The sequence below is a fragment of the Pseudomonas fluorescens genome, from assembly GCF_004683905.1.
GTDB classification, from domain to species: domain Bacteria; phylum Pseudomonadota; class Gammaproteobacteria; order Pseudomonadales; family Pseudomonadaceae; genus Aquipseudomonas; species Aquipseudomonas putida_A.
In genome coordinates, this window is record NZ_CP038438.1 from 1,029,820 (window position 1) to 1,047,582 (window position 17,763).

Here is a 17,763-nt window from a genome sequence, read left to right on the forward strand (position 1 = left end):
GATCCTCGCGCAGCAGCTTATTTGACGTGCCGTCCGCCGTTGACGGTCAGGGTTGTGCCGGTGACATAGGGGTTGTCGAGCAGATAGCGCAGGCTCTGGTAGATCACTTCGCTGCCGGGTTCGATGCCCAGCGCGGATTTGGCCAGCGCCCTGGCGCGGTACGCCGCGTCGTCGTCGGGATTGAACAATAGCAGGGCCGGCGCGATGCCGTTGACTTTGATTGCCGGCGCGTAGCGCGCGGCGAAGGACAGGGTCAGGCTGTCGAGCCCGGCTTTGCTGGCGCAATAACCGATGTGTTTGCTGCTGCCCTTGCGCGTGACGTCGTCGCTGATGTGGATGATGTCGGCCGGGGTCGAGCCTTTGAGCAGGTCGGCGCAGTGCAGGTTGATCAGATACGGCGCGAGCATGTGCACGTTGAGCATGCGCGAGAAGGCCTCGGCTTCACTGCCCGGGGTTTCCGCCAGCCATTCGGAGGCGTTGTGGACGATGGCGCGCAGGCAGTCGGTGTGGGTTTTCAGTTCATCGATGAAGGCGAGGATGGTGGCTTCGCTGGAGAAGTCCGCGAACACCGCGACAGCGCCCAGATCACGCAGGGCTTGTACGCCCGGACGTTCGCTGCGGTAGGTGAAGATGACCCGATGGCCGTCTTCAAGCAAACGCTGTGCGCAGTGCAGACCGACACGCTGGCCGGCACCGGTGATGAGGATCGGGGCGGAGGATATGGACATGAACGGCTCGCGTCGCGGTTGGAGCAAAAACTATAACAGTGACGCGGGGTGCCCACCTATCGCAAGACGGGTGCTGTGCTTTTGTGGGAGCCGGGCTTGCTCGCGAAGGCGGTGTGCCAGGCACGGATACATCAACTGACACGACGCTTTCGCGAGCAAGCCCGCTCCCACATGGGCGCTCAGCGGTTTTGAGACACTGGTTCAACAGGCAGTCGAGGTGCCGGGACGCTGTTCAGCCAACCCGCCAGCAACCGTGTCGACAGTGGAATAAAGAAATACACCATCAACGGCGTCAGGCACGCCGTACTGACCAATACCCGCGGCAGCAGGCTCATCTCGCCGAGCAGCGGTCCGAGGACAAAGTTGAACAGCAGCGACACCGGGAAGAACGCCAGCCAGATCGCCACGGCCTGTTTCCAGCGTGGTGGCCGTTGACCGGCAGCGCCGAACCAGCCTTCGATGCCGCTGACCCGATGCTCCTTGGGATGCTCGAACAGATCGCTGCCCCGCGCCAGCCACGCGGTACGCGAGACCGAGTGCTCCCAGGCGTGCAGGGTCTGCTCGTCGACGAAGCGGAAAATGATCTGGAATTCGTTGTCACCGGGTGGCGGAGCGAGCACGCCGGACCTAGATAACCGGGAAAGTCAGTGGCCAGTTGTTCGCCTTCGCGCAGCCAGGCAATCAGGTCCTGATAGCGGCCGTCGGCGACGCGACGCGCAACCATCAGCGTGACGGGGGAAGTAGACATTGTGTATCTCCATATTTCGAGTGCGGCGCTCCGGGTAGGAGGTTTCGCATTGCGCAAACCGGGGTAGGGGTCTGCGCTTTTCAACAAGCAAGGATTATTCCCGATTTTGATGACAGTTTCAGAGACTTTCGTCTCTGTTTATTGGGTTGAACCGACAGAGGGCATCGGATGTAGAATGGGATCCAAATTTACCGAGCGGACACATCAGCACCATGGCTGTTATCACGGACGCTAACCCTGCCTCGCAGGCCTCTGTCGCACTTGAGCGCGAAGAGTTGTTCCCTATTCGGGAGGTGTCGCGGCTGACCGGCGTCAACCCGGTAACGCTGCGTGCATGGGAGCGCCGCTACGGTTTGATCCAGCCGACGCGCACCGAAAGCGGGCACCGGTTGTATTCGATGACCGAAATCGAGCGCGTGCGCAGCATTGTCGACTGGATTGATCGCGGCGTTGCCGTGAGCAAGGTCGGCAAGATCCTGGCGAGGACCGAGCCGCTGAAAGCCTTGGCCCATATCATCCCCGATGATCTGGTCCAGGCCGATTACGCGCAATGGCAGCAGCAGGTGCAATTGGCCGTCAGTTCGTTCGACGACCGCGCGCTGGATCAGGTTTACAACCAGATCTTCTCGTCCTACTCGCTGCCGGTAGTGTTTCAGAACATTCTCATGCCTTTGTGGCTGCAGATGTTGCAGCGCCAGGATGCCTTCGGGCAGACCAGCGAGTGGCTGTTTTTCGACGGGTTCCTGCGGGCGCGGGTGTTGCAGCGGATCGTCGCGCTGCGCGGCACCCAGCCGCGCAAAGTGATTGTCAGTGCGCTCGCCGGTCAGTGTCGTGAACTCGAGCTACTGGTTGCCGCGTTGTTTCTCAGTGGCAATGATGCGGGCGTGCGGGTGCTGACCACCGGCCAGCCATTCGATGAGTTGGCGCTGGTGTGCGAGCGGATCAAGCCGCAGGCGCTGGTGCTTTTTTCCAACCACGCCCCCACCGCGGATTTGCCGCGCCGTCTGAATCGACTGGCCTTGAGTCTCGACTGTCAGGTAATGCTCGCCGGCGACGCTGCCGATCTGGCACAGGACAGTCTGGCCGGATCGTCGATCGGTTGTCTGGGCAATGAAGGAGCGACGATGCGTCAGCGCATGACGCAATTTCTCGCAGGTACGCTGGATACCTGAATATCAGGTGTGCAGGGCGGGATGGGTCAGGCGATGTTGTTGCAGGATGAACTGACGCAGCCGTTCGGTTTCATCGGCGTCGGTCTGGCTCAGCTCGTAGGCGTAGAAGCCGTGCTCGGTTTCGCGCTCGAAGTTGCCGCGCAGGGAAATCCGCTCGTAACCTGAAGGGCTGAACCACAGCGCGAAATGCTTGGGCGGTTTGGTCTTGTTGCGCATTTCCAGCAGCACGCCTTTGTGCGACACCTCGTGCACCCACATCATGCCCGGTTGGCCTTTGGCATTTTCCAGCGCGACCGGCTCTTCGAGAGTCAGGCGCCATGGGCGAATCATTGGCCCGTCTTCGTAAATGCTCGGCACGCCCAGGCGCAGGTGCAACGCGTGGAATTCGTCTTCCACCAGGTGCAGCGGAAAGGTCATTTGCTGATTTTCGAAATTGGCCTGAATGGTCACTTGCTCGTGAGCCGCCAGGCGCGTGAGCAGGTCACGGATCTGCGAACCTCCATTGACCAACAGGCTCGACGTCGCATCCCGCACATTGAGCTGCGGGTTGTGCTGCATGGTCTGGATGAAATCCAGCTCATCCTGGGTCAGGAGTGCGTCGCGTTGCATGGCCTGGCTCGAAAGAAATAGTTACAAAGTCATTGGTGATTGTAGTTACTGACACTTAGTTCGTAGTTTTGTTTACGCCGTTCGTCGCTTTCAACGCTGCCAGTTCCGCTTTCAGCGCTGCGACCTCAGCCTCGAGCTGAATTACGCGTTGCTGCGCCTTGACCTGAACCGTGACATCTTTCTGCACACCGACGAAATAAGTCTGGCCGTCATCAGCGTTTTTCACCGTCGAAAGCGACAGTTCGTTCCAGAACGGGGTGCCATCCTTGCGGTAGTTGCGCAGGATTTCCCGGCACGCCCCGCCGTTGTGCAAGGTGTCGCGAATCAGCGACAGGCCGGCTTGATCGCGGTCTCCCGACTGCAGAAAGCGGCAGTCCTGATAAAGTATCTCTTCGCTGCTGTAACCGGTCAGGCGTTCGAAGGCCGGGTTCACGTAAATCAGGATGTTGTCCTGCTCGCCTTCCTTTTCGGCCACCACGATTCCATCGTTCGACGCGTTGATCACCATTTGCAGCAGACTGGCGTTGATCATCAATGAATCCTTTCAGTGTCGATAATGGCTGGCATTCTAGAAGTTCCAACGCCGCTGTCTACTGGCTATCACGGCGAATCGGGGCTGGATCGCGGCTTTTGCGTCGGACTGCTACTATCGCCGCTCTTTTTTTCAGCTTCAGGATCAGATTGATGAAAGTCGCCATCCTCTCCGGCTCGGTATACGGCACGGCCGAAGAAGTCGCCCGTCACGCGCAGAACCTGCTGAAAGACGCCGGTTTTGAAACCTTCTACAACCCGCGCGCCAGCCTGGCGGATATCCAGGCGTTCGCACCTGAAGCGTTTCTCGCGGTGACGTCTACCACTGGCATGGGCGAGTTGCCGGATAACCTGCAGCCGTTGTATTCGGCGATTCGCGACCAGTTGCCAGCCGCGTGGCGCGGTTTGCCGGGCGCGGTGATCGGTTTGGGCGATGCCAGTTACGGCGATACGTTCTGTGGCGGCGGCGAACTGATGCGTGAGTTGTTCGCCGAACTGAGCGTGCGCGAAGTGCAGGAGATGCTGCGTCTGGACGCCAGCGAAAGCGTGACCCCGGAAACCGACGCCGAGCCATGGCTGGCGCAATTGATCGCCACGCTCAAGGGCTGATCGCGCGCTCACGCAGCAGAGCCAGCCAGGCCAGCGCGGCTTTCGACAGATAGGCGCCCCGGCGCCAGATGAAGGCGATGTCCCAGCGCAAATAATCTGGCGCGCGCAAGGTCAGGCGCACCACGCCCGGACGCTCAAGAGCCCGGGCCACCACGCTGGGCAGCAGCACCACGCCTTGCCCGGCGGCCACCAGTGCCGCGAGAAAATCCGCCTGCCCGCTGCGCCCGCCTTCTTTCGGGGTAAAGCCCAGTTGCTGGCAGGCCTGCAGTAAACGGTCATTGAGCACGAAGCTGCGCTGATACAACAGGAACGGCGTGTCTGCCAATTCCTCAAGGCCAATCTCGCCGCGCCCCGCCAACGGATGATCCACCGGCAATAACGCATCGAGTTTCTCATCGCAGAACGGCTGGAAATCGAACTGCGGATCTTTCGGCAGCAGGCTCCCGCCTAACTCCAGTTCGCCGCTGAGCACCGCTTGCTCGACATTGCGGCTGCCGCCTTCAAGTAATTGAATGCTGATGTTCGGATAGCGCCGGCGATACTCGGCGAACAACCCGGCGAACAGCGCATCACTACCCAACAGCGGCAGACCGAGGCGCAATTCGCCGCGTGCCAGTTGGCTCAGATCATCCAGTTCGCTGAGCAATTCATTGCGCAGGCGCAACATGCCCTCGGCGCGCTGCAGCACCACGCTGCCCGCAGCGGTCAGGCGCAATTGCGAGCCGAGTCGTTCGAGCAACGGCGTGCCGAGACTCTGCTCTAGTTGCGCGACTTGTTTGCTTACCGCCGACTGACTGATGTGCAAGGTTTTCGCTGCCTGGGTGAAGCCGCCTTGGTGCATGACTTCGACAAAACTGCGCAGCTGTTTGAATTCCATCATCCGATTCCATTGTGGAATAGGGCTGAGTCTAACAATTCGCTTCTGGGATGACAGGCCGCTTCGTAAAATAAGCGCCTGTAAGGAGCCCATCATGAAGACCGCATCCCTCAAATACCTGTCCCGTCTATTCGCAGAACTGGCCGTGTTGCTCGGTCTCTACCTGCTCGGCTGCCAGATCGCCGCGTGGTTGGCCTGGCCGATTCCCGGCGGCGTGATCGGCATGGCCCTGTTGCTGCTGGCGTTCGCGTTTGGTTGGGTCAAACCGGCGGCGTTGCAACTGGGGGCCGGATTGCTGATGGCCGAGATGCTGCTGTTCTTTATTCCGGCACTGATGAGTCTGCTCGACTACGGCGCACTGTTGCGTGATGACGGCTGGCGGATTCTGCTGGTGATCGGCGCCAGCACCCTGATGGTGATGCTGGTGACCGCCTTCACCGTGGAGCTGGCCGTGCGCCTGAGGCGGTCCCATGAAGCTTGAATGGATGCCGATGTTCTGGCTCGCCTTTACGCTGTTGGCGTACCTGTTCAGTCGCTGGATTTACCGGCGCACCGGGCGTTATTTGCTGTCGCCGTTGATCCTGGTGCCGGCGCTGTTGCTTGCGCTCGCCGTGCCGCTGCACACCGCGTATGCCGAATATTCGAGCAACACCCATTGGTTGATGCTGGTGCTCGGGCCGGTGACGGTCGCCTTCGCCGTGCCGATCTGGCAGCAGCGGCGTCTGCTGGTGCGGCACTGGTCAGCGCTGTTGCTGGGCATGCTTGCCGGCAGCGCGGCGTCGATCGCTACGTCGTTCGGCCTGGCCAGAGCGCTGGCGCTGGATAGCTCGGTGACGATGTCGCTGGTGCCGCGTTCGATCACCACGCCATTCGCCATGCCGCTGGCGCAGGATCTCGGTGGCGTGCCGGAACTGACTGCCGTGTTCGTGATGTTTACCGGCGTGTTCGGCGCGATGCTCGGCGGCGTATTGCTCAAGTGGCTGCCGTTGCGCAGTGCGTTGGCGCGCGGCGCGTTGTTCGGGGTTGGCGCGCACGGCGCAGGCGTCAGTCGGGCGCATGAAGTGGGCGGTGAGGAAGGCTCGGTGGCGGGGCTGGTGATGGTGCTGACCGGGCTGCTCAATCTGTTCGCCGCGCCTTTGTTGGCGTCGTTGCTTTGACATGGATCCAAGGAGTTTGCCTGGCTGACCCGCTCAGTCATCAAGCTGGCTGGCAATGCAACTACGCGATCCTCTGCGCCTGACTAGACTGCTCGTACGTGCAGAACAATAAGAACGCAGAGGTGCATACAGTGAGCGTAGCCCCCGTCCAATTGTCCCTTGATGTCAAAGACCAGGTCAGTGCCGCGGAATGGCAGACCCGGGTCGATCTCGCCGCCTGTTATCGGCTGGTTGCGCTACATGGCTGGGATGACCTGATCTTCACCCACATCTCGGCCAAGGTCCCGGGCACCGAAGACTTCCTGATCAACCCGTTCGGGTTGATGTTCCATGAGATCACCGCGTCGAGCCTGGTCAAAGTCGATCAGGCCGGCCACAAGCTCATGGACAGTCCCTACGAAATCAATCCCGCCGGTTACACCATCCACAGCGCCGTGCACGAGGTAAGGCACGATGTGGTTTGTGTGCTGCATACCCACACCGCGTCCGGTGTAGCCGTTTCAGCGCAAAGACAGGGTGTGTTGCCGATCAGCCAGCAATCGCTGTTCGTGCTGTCGAGCCTGGCCTATCACGCCTACGAAGGTGTGGCGCTGAATCACGAAGAGAAGGCGCGCTTGCAGGCCGACCTGGGCGAGAACAATTTCCTGATGCTGCACAACCACGGTCTGCTGACCTGTGGCGGCACCATCGCCGACACCTTTCTGATGATGTTCACCTTCCAGCGCGCCTGCGATATTCAGGTCATGGCGCAAACCGGCGCTGCTGAACTGATCGCCATCGAACCGCAGATCCTGGCGGGCGCCAAAGCGATGATCGCCGGCGTCACCAAAAGTGCTCAAGGCATGGGCGGCGCGCTAGCCTGGCCGGCGTTGCTGCGCAAACTCGATAAACAAGACCCCGGATATAAACTCTGATGCCTCTTGCCGAGATCCCTCTGTGTGTCTGGCGCAAACGCAGCCGGACGTTTGTCTTTCGCGGCCAGTCGATCCGTTACTGGACGGCGGGGCAGGGTGAGCCGCTGCTGCTGATCCACGGTTTCCCGACGGCCAGTTGGGACTGGCACTACCTGTGGCAGCCTCTGGCCCAGCGCTACCGGGTGATCGCCTGTGACATGCTCGGTTTCGGTGACTCGGCCAAACCGTTGAACCACCGCTACAGCCTGCTGGAACAGGCCGACTTGCAACAGGCGCTGCTGGCGCATCTTCAGGTCGAGCAAGCGGTGCATGTGCTGGCCCACGATTACGGCGACAGCGTTGCCCAGGAATTGCTCGCCCGGCATTACGAAAACCGGATCGAGGTCGCCAGTTGCGTCTTTCTCAATGGCGGGCTGTTCCCCGAAACCCATCGTCCTGTGCTGATGCAAAAGCTGCTGCTCAGCCCGCTGGGCTGGATGATCGGACGGGCGTTCAGCCGTGATGCACTGGTAAAAAGTTTCCGCCAGATCTTCGGTCCGCAGACCGGCCCCAGCGAAAGTGAGCTGGATGATTTCTGGAGCCTGATCGAGACCCATCGTGGCCCACGCATCCTGCACAAACTGATCGGCTACATCCCCGAGCGCCGCGTGCAGCGTGACCGCTGGGTGGCGGCCATGCAGCGTGATGAAATCCCGCTACGGGTGATTGATGGCGAAGTTGACCCGGTTTCCGGTGCGCACATGGTCGAACGTTACCGCGAACTGATTGCCGACGCCGATACGGTGCTACTGTCAGGTATCGGCCACTATCCGCAGATCGAAGCGCCGGTGCAGGTGCTCAAGCATTACCTGGCGTTTCGTGAGCGCCTGGAGTTGCCGCCGCGCAAGGTCGCGTGCTCCTGAAAGATCAAAAGATCGCAGCCTGCGGCAGCTCCTACACCGATCTTCTGTAGGAGCTGCCGCAGGCTGCGATCTTTTGATCTTTTGACGCCCTCATCATCCCTCACCCTTATCGCGCACCATTCAGCCTCAGCCGTATTCGTTGTGACCCAAAGCCCTGTGCCTGACACTCGGACTCAATACTGGCCTGCTGGAGTTCCTGCGATGAATGAATCCGTACGTTTCGAAGATAAAGTCGTGATCGTCACCGGTGCCGGTGGTGGCTTGGGTCGGGCGCACGCGTTGCTGTTCGCCCGGCACGGTGCCAAAGTGCTGGTCAACGACCTCGGCGGCTCGACTCAGGGCGAAGGGGCCAACGCCTCCGCCGCCGATCGTGTGGTGGCGGAGATTCGCGAAGCCGGCGGCATCGCCGAGGCCAACCATGACTCGGTCACCGACGGCGACAAACTGGTACAGAACGCTCTCGATGCGTTTGGCCGCGTCGACGTGGTGGTGAACAACGCCGGGATTCTGCGCGACAAGACCTTTCACAAGATGGACGACGCCGACTGGGATCTGGTTTACCGCGTCCACGTCGAAGGCGCCTACAAAGTGACCCGCGCCGCGTGGCCGCACTTGCGCGAGCAAAACTACGGAAGGGTGATCTTCACCGCCTCGACCTCGGGCATCTACGGCAACTTCGGCCAGTCCAACTACGGCATGGCCAAACTCGGCCTCTACGGCCTGACCCGTACCCTGGCCATCGAAGGTCGCAAGAACAATATTCTCGTCAATGCCATCGCGCCTACCGGCGGCACGCGTATGACCGAAGGCCTGATCCCGCCGCAAGTGTTCGAACAGCTCAAACCGGAACTGGTCAGCCCGCTGGTGGTGTACCTGGCCAGTGAACAGTGCCAGGAAACGTCCGGCCTGTTTGAAGTCGGTGGCGGCTGGATGGGCAAGGTGCGCTGGGAACGCAGCCTCGGTGCTGGCTTCGATCCCCGCAGCGGCTTCTCCCCGGAAGATGTCGCGGCGCACTGGCAGCAGATCTGCGACTTCGAAGGCGCGGCGCATCCGAAGGACAACATTGAAGCGCTGAAGGAAATGATGGCGAATTTGCAGAAGTATTCGCTTTAACGTTTGCCACGCCCCGCAAATACCGATCCCGCCGGTAAAGCCTTCGCCCATAAAAAAGGCCGCTGCAAACGCAGCGGCCAAGGTAAGACGTTGGATCAAGGAGCTACAAATCAACGTCAGTGAACACCGGGGCGATCAATCGAAGCATCGACTCATCTGAAATCGGTCAGCGCTGGCGCGAGTTGCTCAGCAGCCAAGGCTTGGTGCTTTGCGGCGTCTGCCTGAAAGCCCGCTCAGAATAAGCACTTGAACCCGAAGGAAAAATAGCGATTCCGGACATGCACTGTTACGGGGCGTGCAACAGTCTTGATCGCGCCACAGGACTGTGCACGGACTGCGCAAAGTGCTCGCGTCCGGAAATAACGCTTCGCTGTCTATTATGGATGGCTGAGTTAGTGACTTTGTATAAAGTTTTGTGCGGATTATTTGTCTGTGAATTTGTCATTTTTCACAGGTGGTTTTTTTGTTTCGGTTAATACCTTGTAATCTATATTTGTTGAAATGAACTGGCGCTTCTTGTTTGTTAAAAATAAAACTATCTTTCGCTATCGCAGTGATGCGGGGTTGCGTTCACTGAACTTGAAAGATAGGACTTGAATATGGATAAGTTATACAAAAGTTTGATGCGAGGTTCTGAAGGTGCAGAAGTAACCTGGAGGGCTGAGTGGGTAAAGGCCGCTGCCGCGCAGAATGATTTGTTCGCTATTGTTGAGGCGATCCCGACAGTTCGGCAAATTGCTCGGCAGGCATTGCAGCAAGAATTGCAGCAGCGGCAGAAGAATATCGATATTGATAATGTTTATATCAATATCACCGATCAGTCCAATGAGATTGAACGTCGTCCTTCGGGGAAACTGTCTGAGGTATTGCTTCATTGTCTTGATAATAATGTGCTGCCGAGCTATCTGGCTGGCGGCGGGGACGGTGTCTTTCACCTGCCCGATACCGTTGGCGAACAGATGAGAGTCAAAGGCTTCAGTATTATCGAGGCTGAGGAGGCTATTACTTATACGCTGCGAAATCTGGAAAGCAGCCTGCGTTCGGAGATGACCAAGTATTGGGCGGCTCCCGTAAAAGTCGCAACAACTGAAAAGACCGGGCTGACAAATAAACAGGCCTTGCAGCAGGCTTATAACGTTGTGCTGACAGCGGAGCTTTCTTTAAAAGCCATGGCGGGATTTCTGGATCACGGCATGGCGACGCGCTATTGCTATTTGTTGAACCTGGAAAACGGCGCCGGCGCTTATAACGTTGTGGTGAGTCCTGAATCCGACTCTCGCACTTCGCTTGTTCCGGGGTTTGTCCTCGATAATTCGATGCGGGCGGATCCGCAAATGAAACTGCTCAATGAGCCCACCGGTTATGTCATTCACACGCCAGGCAACGGCTTTGAATACTTCGCCAGGAATCTCGACGTGCATGCAACGCTGCTGGCGCGTGTATCGGCGTCCGGTAGCAAAATCGCTTTCCCTAAAGCCACGCAAAGTGTGTCTGCTCATTGTGTCGACGCTTACTTGAAGGGACAACTTGAGACACTTGCAAGTCTGATGCGCGATCGCAAGGGCCAGACTCGAGCGTTCAGCCGGGTATTGCAGGACAATCAGATGTTGTCGGTGATGCGTGCTGACATCGGTCGTCGATTCGATCAAGTGCAGGCAGAACTCAAGCGGACCGAATGGCCACTCTGGCTGAAGAACGGTGGTAACACTCTTCAGCAGCGTTACGTCGAGCTTGAGCACTCGATGGAGAAATATCACTCTGACTACCGGGTGGTTTTCGACAGGTGTTTCTCGTTTAAAGATTATGTCTTGCGTTGTTTTTCCGAGTGGGCGATGAGCGCGTTGGGTGAGCAACTGGAAGCCGAGACGATAAAGGTGCGCAGCGTCCACAAGATGCAACTGGGGGGCCGCACCCTAGAGCAGGTCGATAACCGGACCCTGACGGAATTCATCATCTTCGGTCTGCATGACGAGGGGTATAAAGCCGAAATCAGCCTCACCGGGATGCCGCCCGGCAGCAAGCTGTCCGCTGCTGCACTTGAGCAATGGTTGAACAACATCAACGTGCGCTCGCAGTTTGTATCCAGTCTTTCGGCTGATCCATCGCCGGAGTTTGCACAGGCGTATCGCGACCACTTGCACAGCAACATCGAGTTCGCGCTTTTCGTTGCGCGCCATTCGGGCATTTTCAGTGAAACCGAAGCGAAGGTAATCGAAAGGGCGCTGGCAGGTGACTCGTCGGTGTCTATCCGCGGATTGAAACTGAGCCTGCAGATTCCGGGGCCCGCCTTGAAAGGTGTGATGGTTTTTCAGGCACCGGAGACTCGGAACTATCTTGTTTATCTGATAACACCTGCAGGCAAGTCTGTTTTCATGACGTTTGCGGATGCATTCGCTCTGAACAAATGGTTTGAATCGGCCATGACCGCTGATCGTCAATACGCGGCGTCATTGATTCATCCGGACTATTTGCACGATGCCGGATCCTTGCGCGGTGCCAGCCGTCACTCCACCCATTATCTATATAAGCTGGATACCCAATACTCGGACCTTTTCCCCAATGGCACAGCGCCGTTGCTCAATGACGTCAAAGTCGCTTATCAGTCTGAACTGGCGTTACACAAGACCATTGCGCCTGCGCCTTACCGCTACCTCGGGATTGAGCCGCGCAAACGTTACGCTCGATTGAATACCGAGCTGAAAGCGCTCTCCACCGTAGAGGCAAGGGACAATGCGTTCCCTTCTTTCGAACGCTTTACCCATGATGCGGTAAAGCAGAACCTTGAAAGCCTGTTGCGTTCGCGAGGACGAAATATCGAGATCAATCCCGATCAGATTATTGTCCAGACTGACGATTTTCAGAAAAGCGTAACGGATCTGCTCATCGAAGGGCTGTCGTTTGAAGCTGCCAATCCGGCATATCCGAGCAAGTATGACCCGAGGTATTTTTTGACGGACGGCCATCCGGCGATCGATCAACTGGATATTCGCGATCTGTCCTCGTTATCGAAAACATTCCGTCCTGGCGACAGGTATACGGAAATGCTCAATACCGACTATCTGGACGGGAAGCATCCTGGCTATGCATTCAAGCGCGCCGTTCACGCAAAAAAAATTCGCTGTCAGATGCATTACGATCTGCTCTCCAACTACATCGATGGCAGGTTTGGGTCTGACATTTTTTTAGCGCTACAACGGGTTGTCGGGAATTTGAAAGAGGATGTCTATCACTACCCGATCAATGATTCGTCCGCAGAAGGTGATGAAGGTCTTTACGAATTCAATATCGGGAAAACAGGCTTGACCAAGTCGAGGGATCGTACGGTTGCGGGTGTCTACATCCTGCGGATGAACATTCTCGGCCAGTTCCACGACTGGTTATATACGCCCGATGCGCCGGATGGCGTTGCCTATCGACCCATCAACGATTTCATTCCATCCATTCGTTTCCAATACGGACCGATGCGCGATTACTACTTTGACCGGGTTGCAATCGTCGATCAAAAAGTAATCAATGATTATTTTGACGATCTTGCCGCGAGCGGGAAACCTCTGCCTCCGGTCAAGACGCAAGAACGCGCCAAGTTGAACAACCTCTTCACGTTCCATGATCGGAGAGTGCGTCGCGCATTGAGCGATATCGATGAGCGAACCACCAGTTTGAAGGAGGTTATCGCGGGACTGGTTTACGATGGCCTGATCAAAGTGGTGAATGTCATCAGTCTCGCCGTGCCGCCTATTGGCTCCGTGGCCGTTGCGGTGCAGATGATGAAAAGTGTCTACGACGGAGCACAGGCGCAACGGCGCGGTGACTACTCGGCGGCACTGGGATACGGCGCGGACGCGTTGATCGGACTATTTACGCTCGGCCAGGCGGCCACAGCCGGTGCGAGCGCAGAGGTGATCAAGCAGGTGACCAACGTTCAACGATCGTTTCTCGGTCTGGTCGATGATGCACGGTCGGCGGCGCAATTCGTCGCCGAGGCGGCGGGTCATAAAGCGGCAGATCAACAGTTGATCGATTTCTTCACTGAATTGATGAAGGATCGGGTAACCGGCATCAGCCAGACCATCGTGCGCTGATCCCCGGGCTGGCGCCTGGAGATCGCCTGACTCAACCGGCTTGCTCATACCCCATTCGCCAGCTCACGGCCCGCGACGCCGCCAGTAACCGCTGCGCCGCCGGGCCGTCTTCATCAGCGTGGAACAGTGAAGTCGGGCCGACGATGGTCAGCACCGCGGCGATCTGCCCGACTGCGTTGAACACCGGGGCTGACAACGCGTCCACACCTGGCATCAACAAGCCGTGCACATGATGCAGACCGCGTTCGCGGATCTGCTCGCACAAACCGCTGTAGGCATTTTGATCGGCCAGTGGATGGCCGGCGACGGCGATTTCCTGCGCGCGCAACTCATCGGTTTCCCGATGCGGCAGAAAGGCACTGAACACCAGCCCGGTGGACGAACTAAGCAGCGGCAAAACCGAACCCAACTGAGTCACCACCGTCACCGCGCGCACTGCCGGCTCGATGTGCACTACGGTCGCGCCCTGATTGCCCCACACCGCCAGAAAGCAGGTTTCATTCAATTCGTCGCGCAGCTCAGACAGGGGCAGGGCGGCGACTTTCAGCACGTCCATACTGTTCAGGGCTGCCAAGCCTACACGCAACGCTTCACGGCCGAGGCCGTAGTGGTTGGTGGCGGCATTCTGCTCGGCAAAACCGCTGGCGATCAGTGCCTGAAGATAACGGTGCACCTTGCTCGCGGGCATCTGCACATGTTCGGCCAGACGCGACAGTGAGGTAGAGGGCGACAACTCGGCCAACGCCTTGAGGATGTCGGTGCCGACCTCGGCGGAGCGGACTTTCTGTTTGCCGTTGCTGTCGCTGGTTTTTTCCATGGTGCGGCCGGGATCCGAAAACGAATGGGCGTCTTTATAGCTTGACGCTGGATAGCGAGCAAATTACGTTATGCGTAATCGAATTACGATAATAACAACCCCGGCGTGCGCAAAGCTCTGAGCCAGAGCGATGGGCCACTGCCGACTCCCTGTTCAGGAGGCTCCATGAACCTCGATTCAAACGCGTCGGAGCTGACGTACCAGTCCGGTTTCGGCAACGAATTCAGCAGTGAAGCGTTGCCCGGCGCCTTGCCCATCGGCCAGAACTCCCCGCAAAAAGCCCCGTACGGCCTCTATACCGAATTGCTCTCCGGCACTGCGTTTACCATGACCCGTAGTGAAGCCCGGCGTACCTGGATGTACCGGATCCAGCCATCGGCCAATCACCCGGCGTTCGTCAAACTGGAGCGGCAACTGGCCGGCGGCCCGTTGGGTGAAGTGACGCCCAATCGCCTGCGCTGGAATCCTCTGGATATCCCGGCCGAGCCGACTGATTTCATCGACGGTCTGGTCGGCATGGTGGCCAATTCGGCGGCGGAAAAACCAGCCGGCATCAGCATCTATAACTACACCGCCAACCGTTCGATGGAGCGGGTGTTTTACAACGCCGACGGCGAACTGCTGCTGGTGCCGCAACTGGGGCGGCTGCGAATTGCCACTGAACTCGGCGTGCTCGAAGTCGCGCCGCTGGAAATTGCTGTGCTGCCGCGTGGCCTGAAATTCCGCGTCGAGCTGCTTGATCCGCAGGCGCGCGGTTACGTTGCCGAGAACCACGGCGCGCCGCTGCGCCTGCCGGACCTGGGGCCAATCGGCAGCAACGGCCTGGCCAATCCACGGGATTTCCTCGCGCCGGTCGCGTCTTACGAAAACCTGCAGCAGCCGACGACGCTGGTGCAGAAATTCCTCGGCCAGTTGTGGGGCACCGAGCTCGATCATTCGCCGCTGAACGTGGTCGCCTGGCACGGCAACAACGTGCCGTACAAATATGATCTGCGCCGTTTCAACACCATCGGCACCGTGAGCTTCGATCACCCGGATCCGTCGATCTTCACCGTGCTGACCTCGCCGACCAGCGTGCACGGTCTGGCCAACCTCGACTTCGTGATCTTCCCGCCACGCTGGATGGTCGCCGAGAACACCTTCCGTCCGCCGTGGTTCCATCGCAACCTGATGAACGAATTCATGGGCCTGATTCAGGGCGAATACGACGCCAAGGCAGAAGGCTTCGTGCCCGGCGGTGCCTCGTTGCACAGCTGCATGAGCGCCCACGGCCCGGATGGCGAAACCTGCACCAAAGCGATCAACGCGGAACTCAAACCGGCGAAGATCGACAACACCATGGCATTCATGTTCGAGACCAGTCAGGTACTGCGCCCAAGCCGCTTCGCCCTCGACTGCCCGCAACTGCAATCCACTTACGACGCCTGCTGGGCCACGCTGCCCGCCACGTTCGACCCGACCCGGAGATAACCCATGACTCAGACTTCCATCACCCGCAGCTGGGTTGCTTCGGCCAATGGCCACGCGGATTTCCCGCTGCAGAACCTGCCGCTGGGCGTGTTCAGCACTGGCGGCTCGGCGCCGCGCGCGGGCGTGGCGATTGGTGAACATATTTTCGATCTGCAGGTGGCGCTTGAAGCCGGCCTGTTCGACGGCCCGGCACGCAGCGCGGTCGAAGCCACGCACGGCGGCGTGCTGAATGCGTTCTTCGACCTCGGTCGTGAAGCCCGCGTAGCCTTGCGCAGCCGCTTGCTGGAATTGTTCGGCGAGGGCAGCACTCATCGCGGCGCCATCGAAGCCCAAGGCGCAAAACTGCTGCCACTGGCTGCTGATTGTCAGATGCACCTGCCGGCACGCATCAGCGATTACACCGACTTCTACGTGGGCATCGAGCACGCGCAGAACGTCGGCAAACTGTTCCGTCCGGACAACCCGCTGCTGCCCAACTACAAGCACGTGCCGATCGGTTATCACGGTCGCGCCTCCACCGTGCGCGCTTCTGGTACCGACGTGCGCCGCCCGAAAGGCCAGACCCTGCCGGCCGGTGCGAGCGAGCCGACCTTCGGCCCGTGCGCACGACTGGACTACGAGCTGGAACTGGGCATCTGGATCGGTCAGGGCAACGACATGGGCGAGCCGATTGCCATTGGTGACGCCGCCGAACACATCGCCGGTTTCTGTCTGCTCAACGACTGGTCGGCCCGCGATATCCAGGCCTGGGAATACCAGCCGCTCGGCCCGTTCCTCTCCAAGAGTTTTATCACCAGTGTTTCGCCATGGGTGGTGACCGCCGAAGCGCTGGAGCCATTCCGCATGGCGCAACCTGCGCGCCCGGAAGGTGATCCGCAGCCGCTGCCATACCTGTTCGACAAACGTGATCAAGATGGCGGCGCCTTCGACATCGAACTGGAAGTGCTGCTGCTCACCGAAGCCATGCGCGAACAGAATCTGCCGGCCCATCGCCTGACCCTGAGCAACACTCGCTACATGTACTGGACCGTCGCACAAATGGTCGCGCACCACAGCGTCAACGGCTGCCAGTTGCAGGCCGGTGACCTGTTCGGTTCGGGGACTTTGTCCGGCCCGCAAAGCGGTCAGTTCGGCAGCCTGCTGGAAATCACCGAGGGCGGTAAAAAGCCGATCGAACTGGCCTCCGGCGAAGTGCGCAAATTCCTCGAAGACGGCGACGAAATCATTCTGCGTGCGCGCTGCGCCCGTGACGGTTTTGCCTCGATCGGCTTCGGCGAATGCCGCGGCAAAGTGCTGGCGGCGCGCTGACAGGAGCGGATCATGGATCTCTACACCTATTACCGCTCGACCTCGTCTTATCGGGTGCGTATCGCGTTGGCGCTGAAAGGGCTCGACTACACCGCGTTGCCGGTCAATCTGATCGCGCCGTCGGGAGGTGAGCATCGCCAGCCGGCGTATCTGGCGATCAATCCGCAGGGCCGGGTGCCGGCCCTGCGCACCGATGACGGCGAGCTGCTGATTCAGTCGCCGGCGATCATCGAGTACCTGGAAGAGCGTTATCCACAGCTGCCATTGCTGCCCGAAGACCTCGCTGCCCGTGCTCATGTGCGCGGTGTGGCGGCGGTGATCGGCTGCGATGTGCATCCGCTGCATAACGTCAGCGTGCTCAATTGCCTGCGCCAGTTGGGCCACGAAGAGCCGCAGGTGGTGGAGTGGATCGCGCACTGGATCAGTCAGGGGCTGGCGGCCGTCGAGCAATTGATCGGTGACAGCGGTTTCTGTTTCGGCGAGTGGCCGTGTGTGGCGGATGTTTATCTGATTCCGCAGTTGTATGCGGCCGAGCGCTTCGGTGTTTCGCTGGAGGCTTATCCGCGGATTTGTCGGGTGGCGGCGTTGGCGGCTGAGCATTCGGCGTTCATCAAGGCGCATCCGGCCAATCAGCCGGATACCCCTTAAAGCTTCACCTTGCCCCAATGTGGGAGCGGGCTTGCTCGCGAAAGCGGAGTGTCAGGTACCGGGATGCTGACTGATACA

At 59.1% G+C, this 17,763-nt stretch carries 16 protein-coding genes and 1 pseudogene; 11 read left to right on the forward strand and 6 right to left on the reverse strand.

The genetic code is table 11. The features are described from left to right. Positions 1–17: 17 nt before the first annotated feature. Both folM and E4T63_RS04600 read right to left on the reverse strand, forming a co-directional pair. Entirely contained in the window at positions 18–728 is a 711-nt protein-coding gene (gene folM / locus E4T63_RS04595; RefSeq protein WP_135294973.1) for a dihydromonapterin reductase, read from the reverse strand. A gap of 179 nt (positions 729–907) precedes the next feature. After that, positions 908–1,476, reverse strand: a pseudogene (locus E4T63_RS04600) (antibiotic biosynthesis monooxygenase). Positions 1,477–1,688: 212 nt separating this feature from the next. On the opposite strand from E4T63_RS04600, the gene E4T63_RS04605 reads away from it, so the two are divergent. Next, positions 1,689–2,648, forward strand: a complete 960-nt coding sequence (locus E4T63_RS04605; RefSeq protein ID WP_096795375.1) for a MerR family transcriptional regulator — start codon at positions 1,689–1,691, stop codon at positions 2,646–2,648. Positions 2,649–2,651: 3 nt separating this feature from the next. Here E4T63_RS04605 and E4T63_RS04610 read toward each other — a convergent pair whose 3' ends face one another. Then, complete coding sequence (locus tag E4T63_RS04610; protein WP_027610872.1) at positions 2,652–3,257, reverse strand: hypothetical protein; 606 nt, start codon at positions 3,255–3,257, stop codon at positions 2,652–2,654. A 55-nt stretch (positions 3,258–3,312) separates the two neighbouring features. Then, positions 3,313–3,789, reverse strand: a complete 477-nt coding sequence (locus E4T63_RS04615; protein ID WP_135294974.1) for a PAS domain-containing protein — start codon at positions 3,787–3,789, stop codon at positions 3,313–3,315. Positions 3,790–3,941: 152 nt separating this feature from the next. Between E4T63_RS04615 and E4T63_RS04620 the strand changes: the two genes are divergently transcribed. Continuing rightward, positions 3,942–4,397, forward strand: coding sequence for a flavodoxin (locus E4T63_RS04620; RefSeq protein ID WP_135294975.1), 456 nt, complete (start codon positions 3,942–3,944; stop codon positions 4,395–4,397). Here the strand turns inward: E4T63_RS04620 and E4T63_RS04625 are convergent. After that, positions 4,387–5,274, reverse strand: coding sequence for a LysR family transcriptional regulator (locus E4T63_RS04625; protein WP_135294976.1), 888 nt, complete (start codon positions 5,272–5,274; stop codon positions 4,387–4,389). The genes E4T63_RS04620 and E4T63_RS04625 overlap by 11 nt on opposite strands. 94 nt (positions 5,275–5,368) lie before the next feature. Here E4T63_RS04625 and E4T63_RS04630 point away from each other — a divergent pair, with 94 nt between their 5' ends. The 6 genes from E4T63_RS04630 (at position 5,369) to E4T63_RS04655 (ending at position 13,442) form a co-directional block, all read left to right on the forward strand. Beyond that, entirely contained in the window at positions 5,369–5,755 is a 387-nt protein-coding gene (locus E4T63_RS04630; protein ID WP_135294977.1) for a CidA/LrgA family protein, read from the forward strand. Next, positions 5,745–6,431, forward strand: a complete 687-nt coding sequence (locus E4T63_RS04635) for an LrgB family protein (RefSeq protein WP_135294978.1) — start codon at positions 5,745–5,747, stop codon at positions 6,429–6,431. Before E4T63_RS04630 ends, E4T63_RS04635 begins: the two co-directional genes overlap by 11 nt. 131 nt (positions 6,432–6,562) lie before the next feature. Next, positions 6,563–7,345, forward strand: a complete 783-nt coding sequence (locus E4T63_RS04640) for a class II aldolase/adducin family protein (protein ID WP_135294979.1) — start codon at positions 6,563–6,565, stop codon at positions 7,343–7,345. After that, entirely contained in the window at positions 7,345–8,247 is a 903-nt protein-coding gene (locus E4T63_RS04645; RefSeq protein WP_134785456.1) for an alpha/beta fold hydrolase, read from the forward strand. The genes E4T63_RS04640 and E4T63_RS04645 overlap by 1 nt, the downstream gene beginning before the upstream one ends. Before the next feature lie 201 nt (positions 8,248–8,448). Continuing rightward, positions 8,449–9,360, forward strand: coding sequence for an SDR family oxidoreductase (locus E4T63_RS04650; RefSeq protein ID WP_007968066.1), 912 nt, complete (start codon positions 8,449–8,451; stop codon positions 9,358–9,360). A 599-nt stretch (positions 9,361–9,959) separates the two neighbouring features. After that, a complete protein-coding gene (locus E4T63_RS04655; protein WP_135294980.1) occupies positions 9,960–13,442 on the forward strand; it encodes a dermonecrotic toxin domain-containing protein in 3,483 nt (1,160 codons plus the stop codon). 31 nt (positions 13,443–13,473) lie between these two features. On the opposite strand, the gene E4T63_RS04660 is transcribed toward E4T63_RS04655, so the two are convergent. Next, on the reverse strand, positions 13,474–14,259 hold the full coding sequence (locus tag E4T63_RS04660) for an IclR family transcriptional regulator (protein ID WP_097090409.1): 786 nt from the start codon (positions 14,257–14,259) through the stop codon (positions 13,474–13,476). Between the two features lie 165 nt (positions 14,260–14,424). On the opposite strand from E4T63_RS04660, the gene hmgA reads away from it, so the two are divergent. The 3 genes from hmgA to maiA are packed head-to-tail and all read left to right on the forward strand — an operon-like array spanning position 14,425 to position 17,685. Continuing rightward, positions 14,425–15,729, forward strand: a complete 1,305-nt coding sequence (gene hmgA, locus E4T63_RS04665; protein WP_135294981.1) for a homogentisate 1,2-dioxygenase — start codon at positions 14,425–14,427, stop codon at positions 15,727–15,729. A gap of 3 nt (positions 15,730–15,732) precedes the next feature. Continuing rightward, positions 15,733–17,037 (forward strand): fumarylacetoacetase, encoded by a 1,305-nt coding sequence (gene fahA / locus E4T63_RS04670; RefSeq protein ID WP_135294982.1) that lies wholly within the window; start codon positions 15,733–15,735, stop codon positions 17,035–17,037. 12 nt (positions 17,038–17,049) lie between these two features. Continuing rightward, the gene (gene maiA, locus E4T63_RS04675) at positions 17,050–17,685 is read left to right on the forward strand and encodes a maleylacetoacetate isomerase (RefSeq protein ID WP_135294983.1); all 636 of its coding nucleotides are present in this window, start codon (positions 17,050–17,052) and stop codon (positions 17,683–17,685) included. Positions 17,686–17,763: the final 78 nt, after the last annotated feature.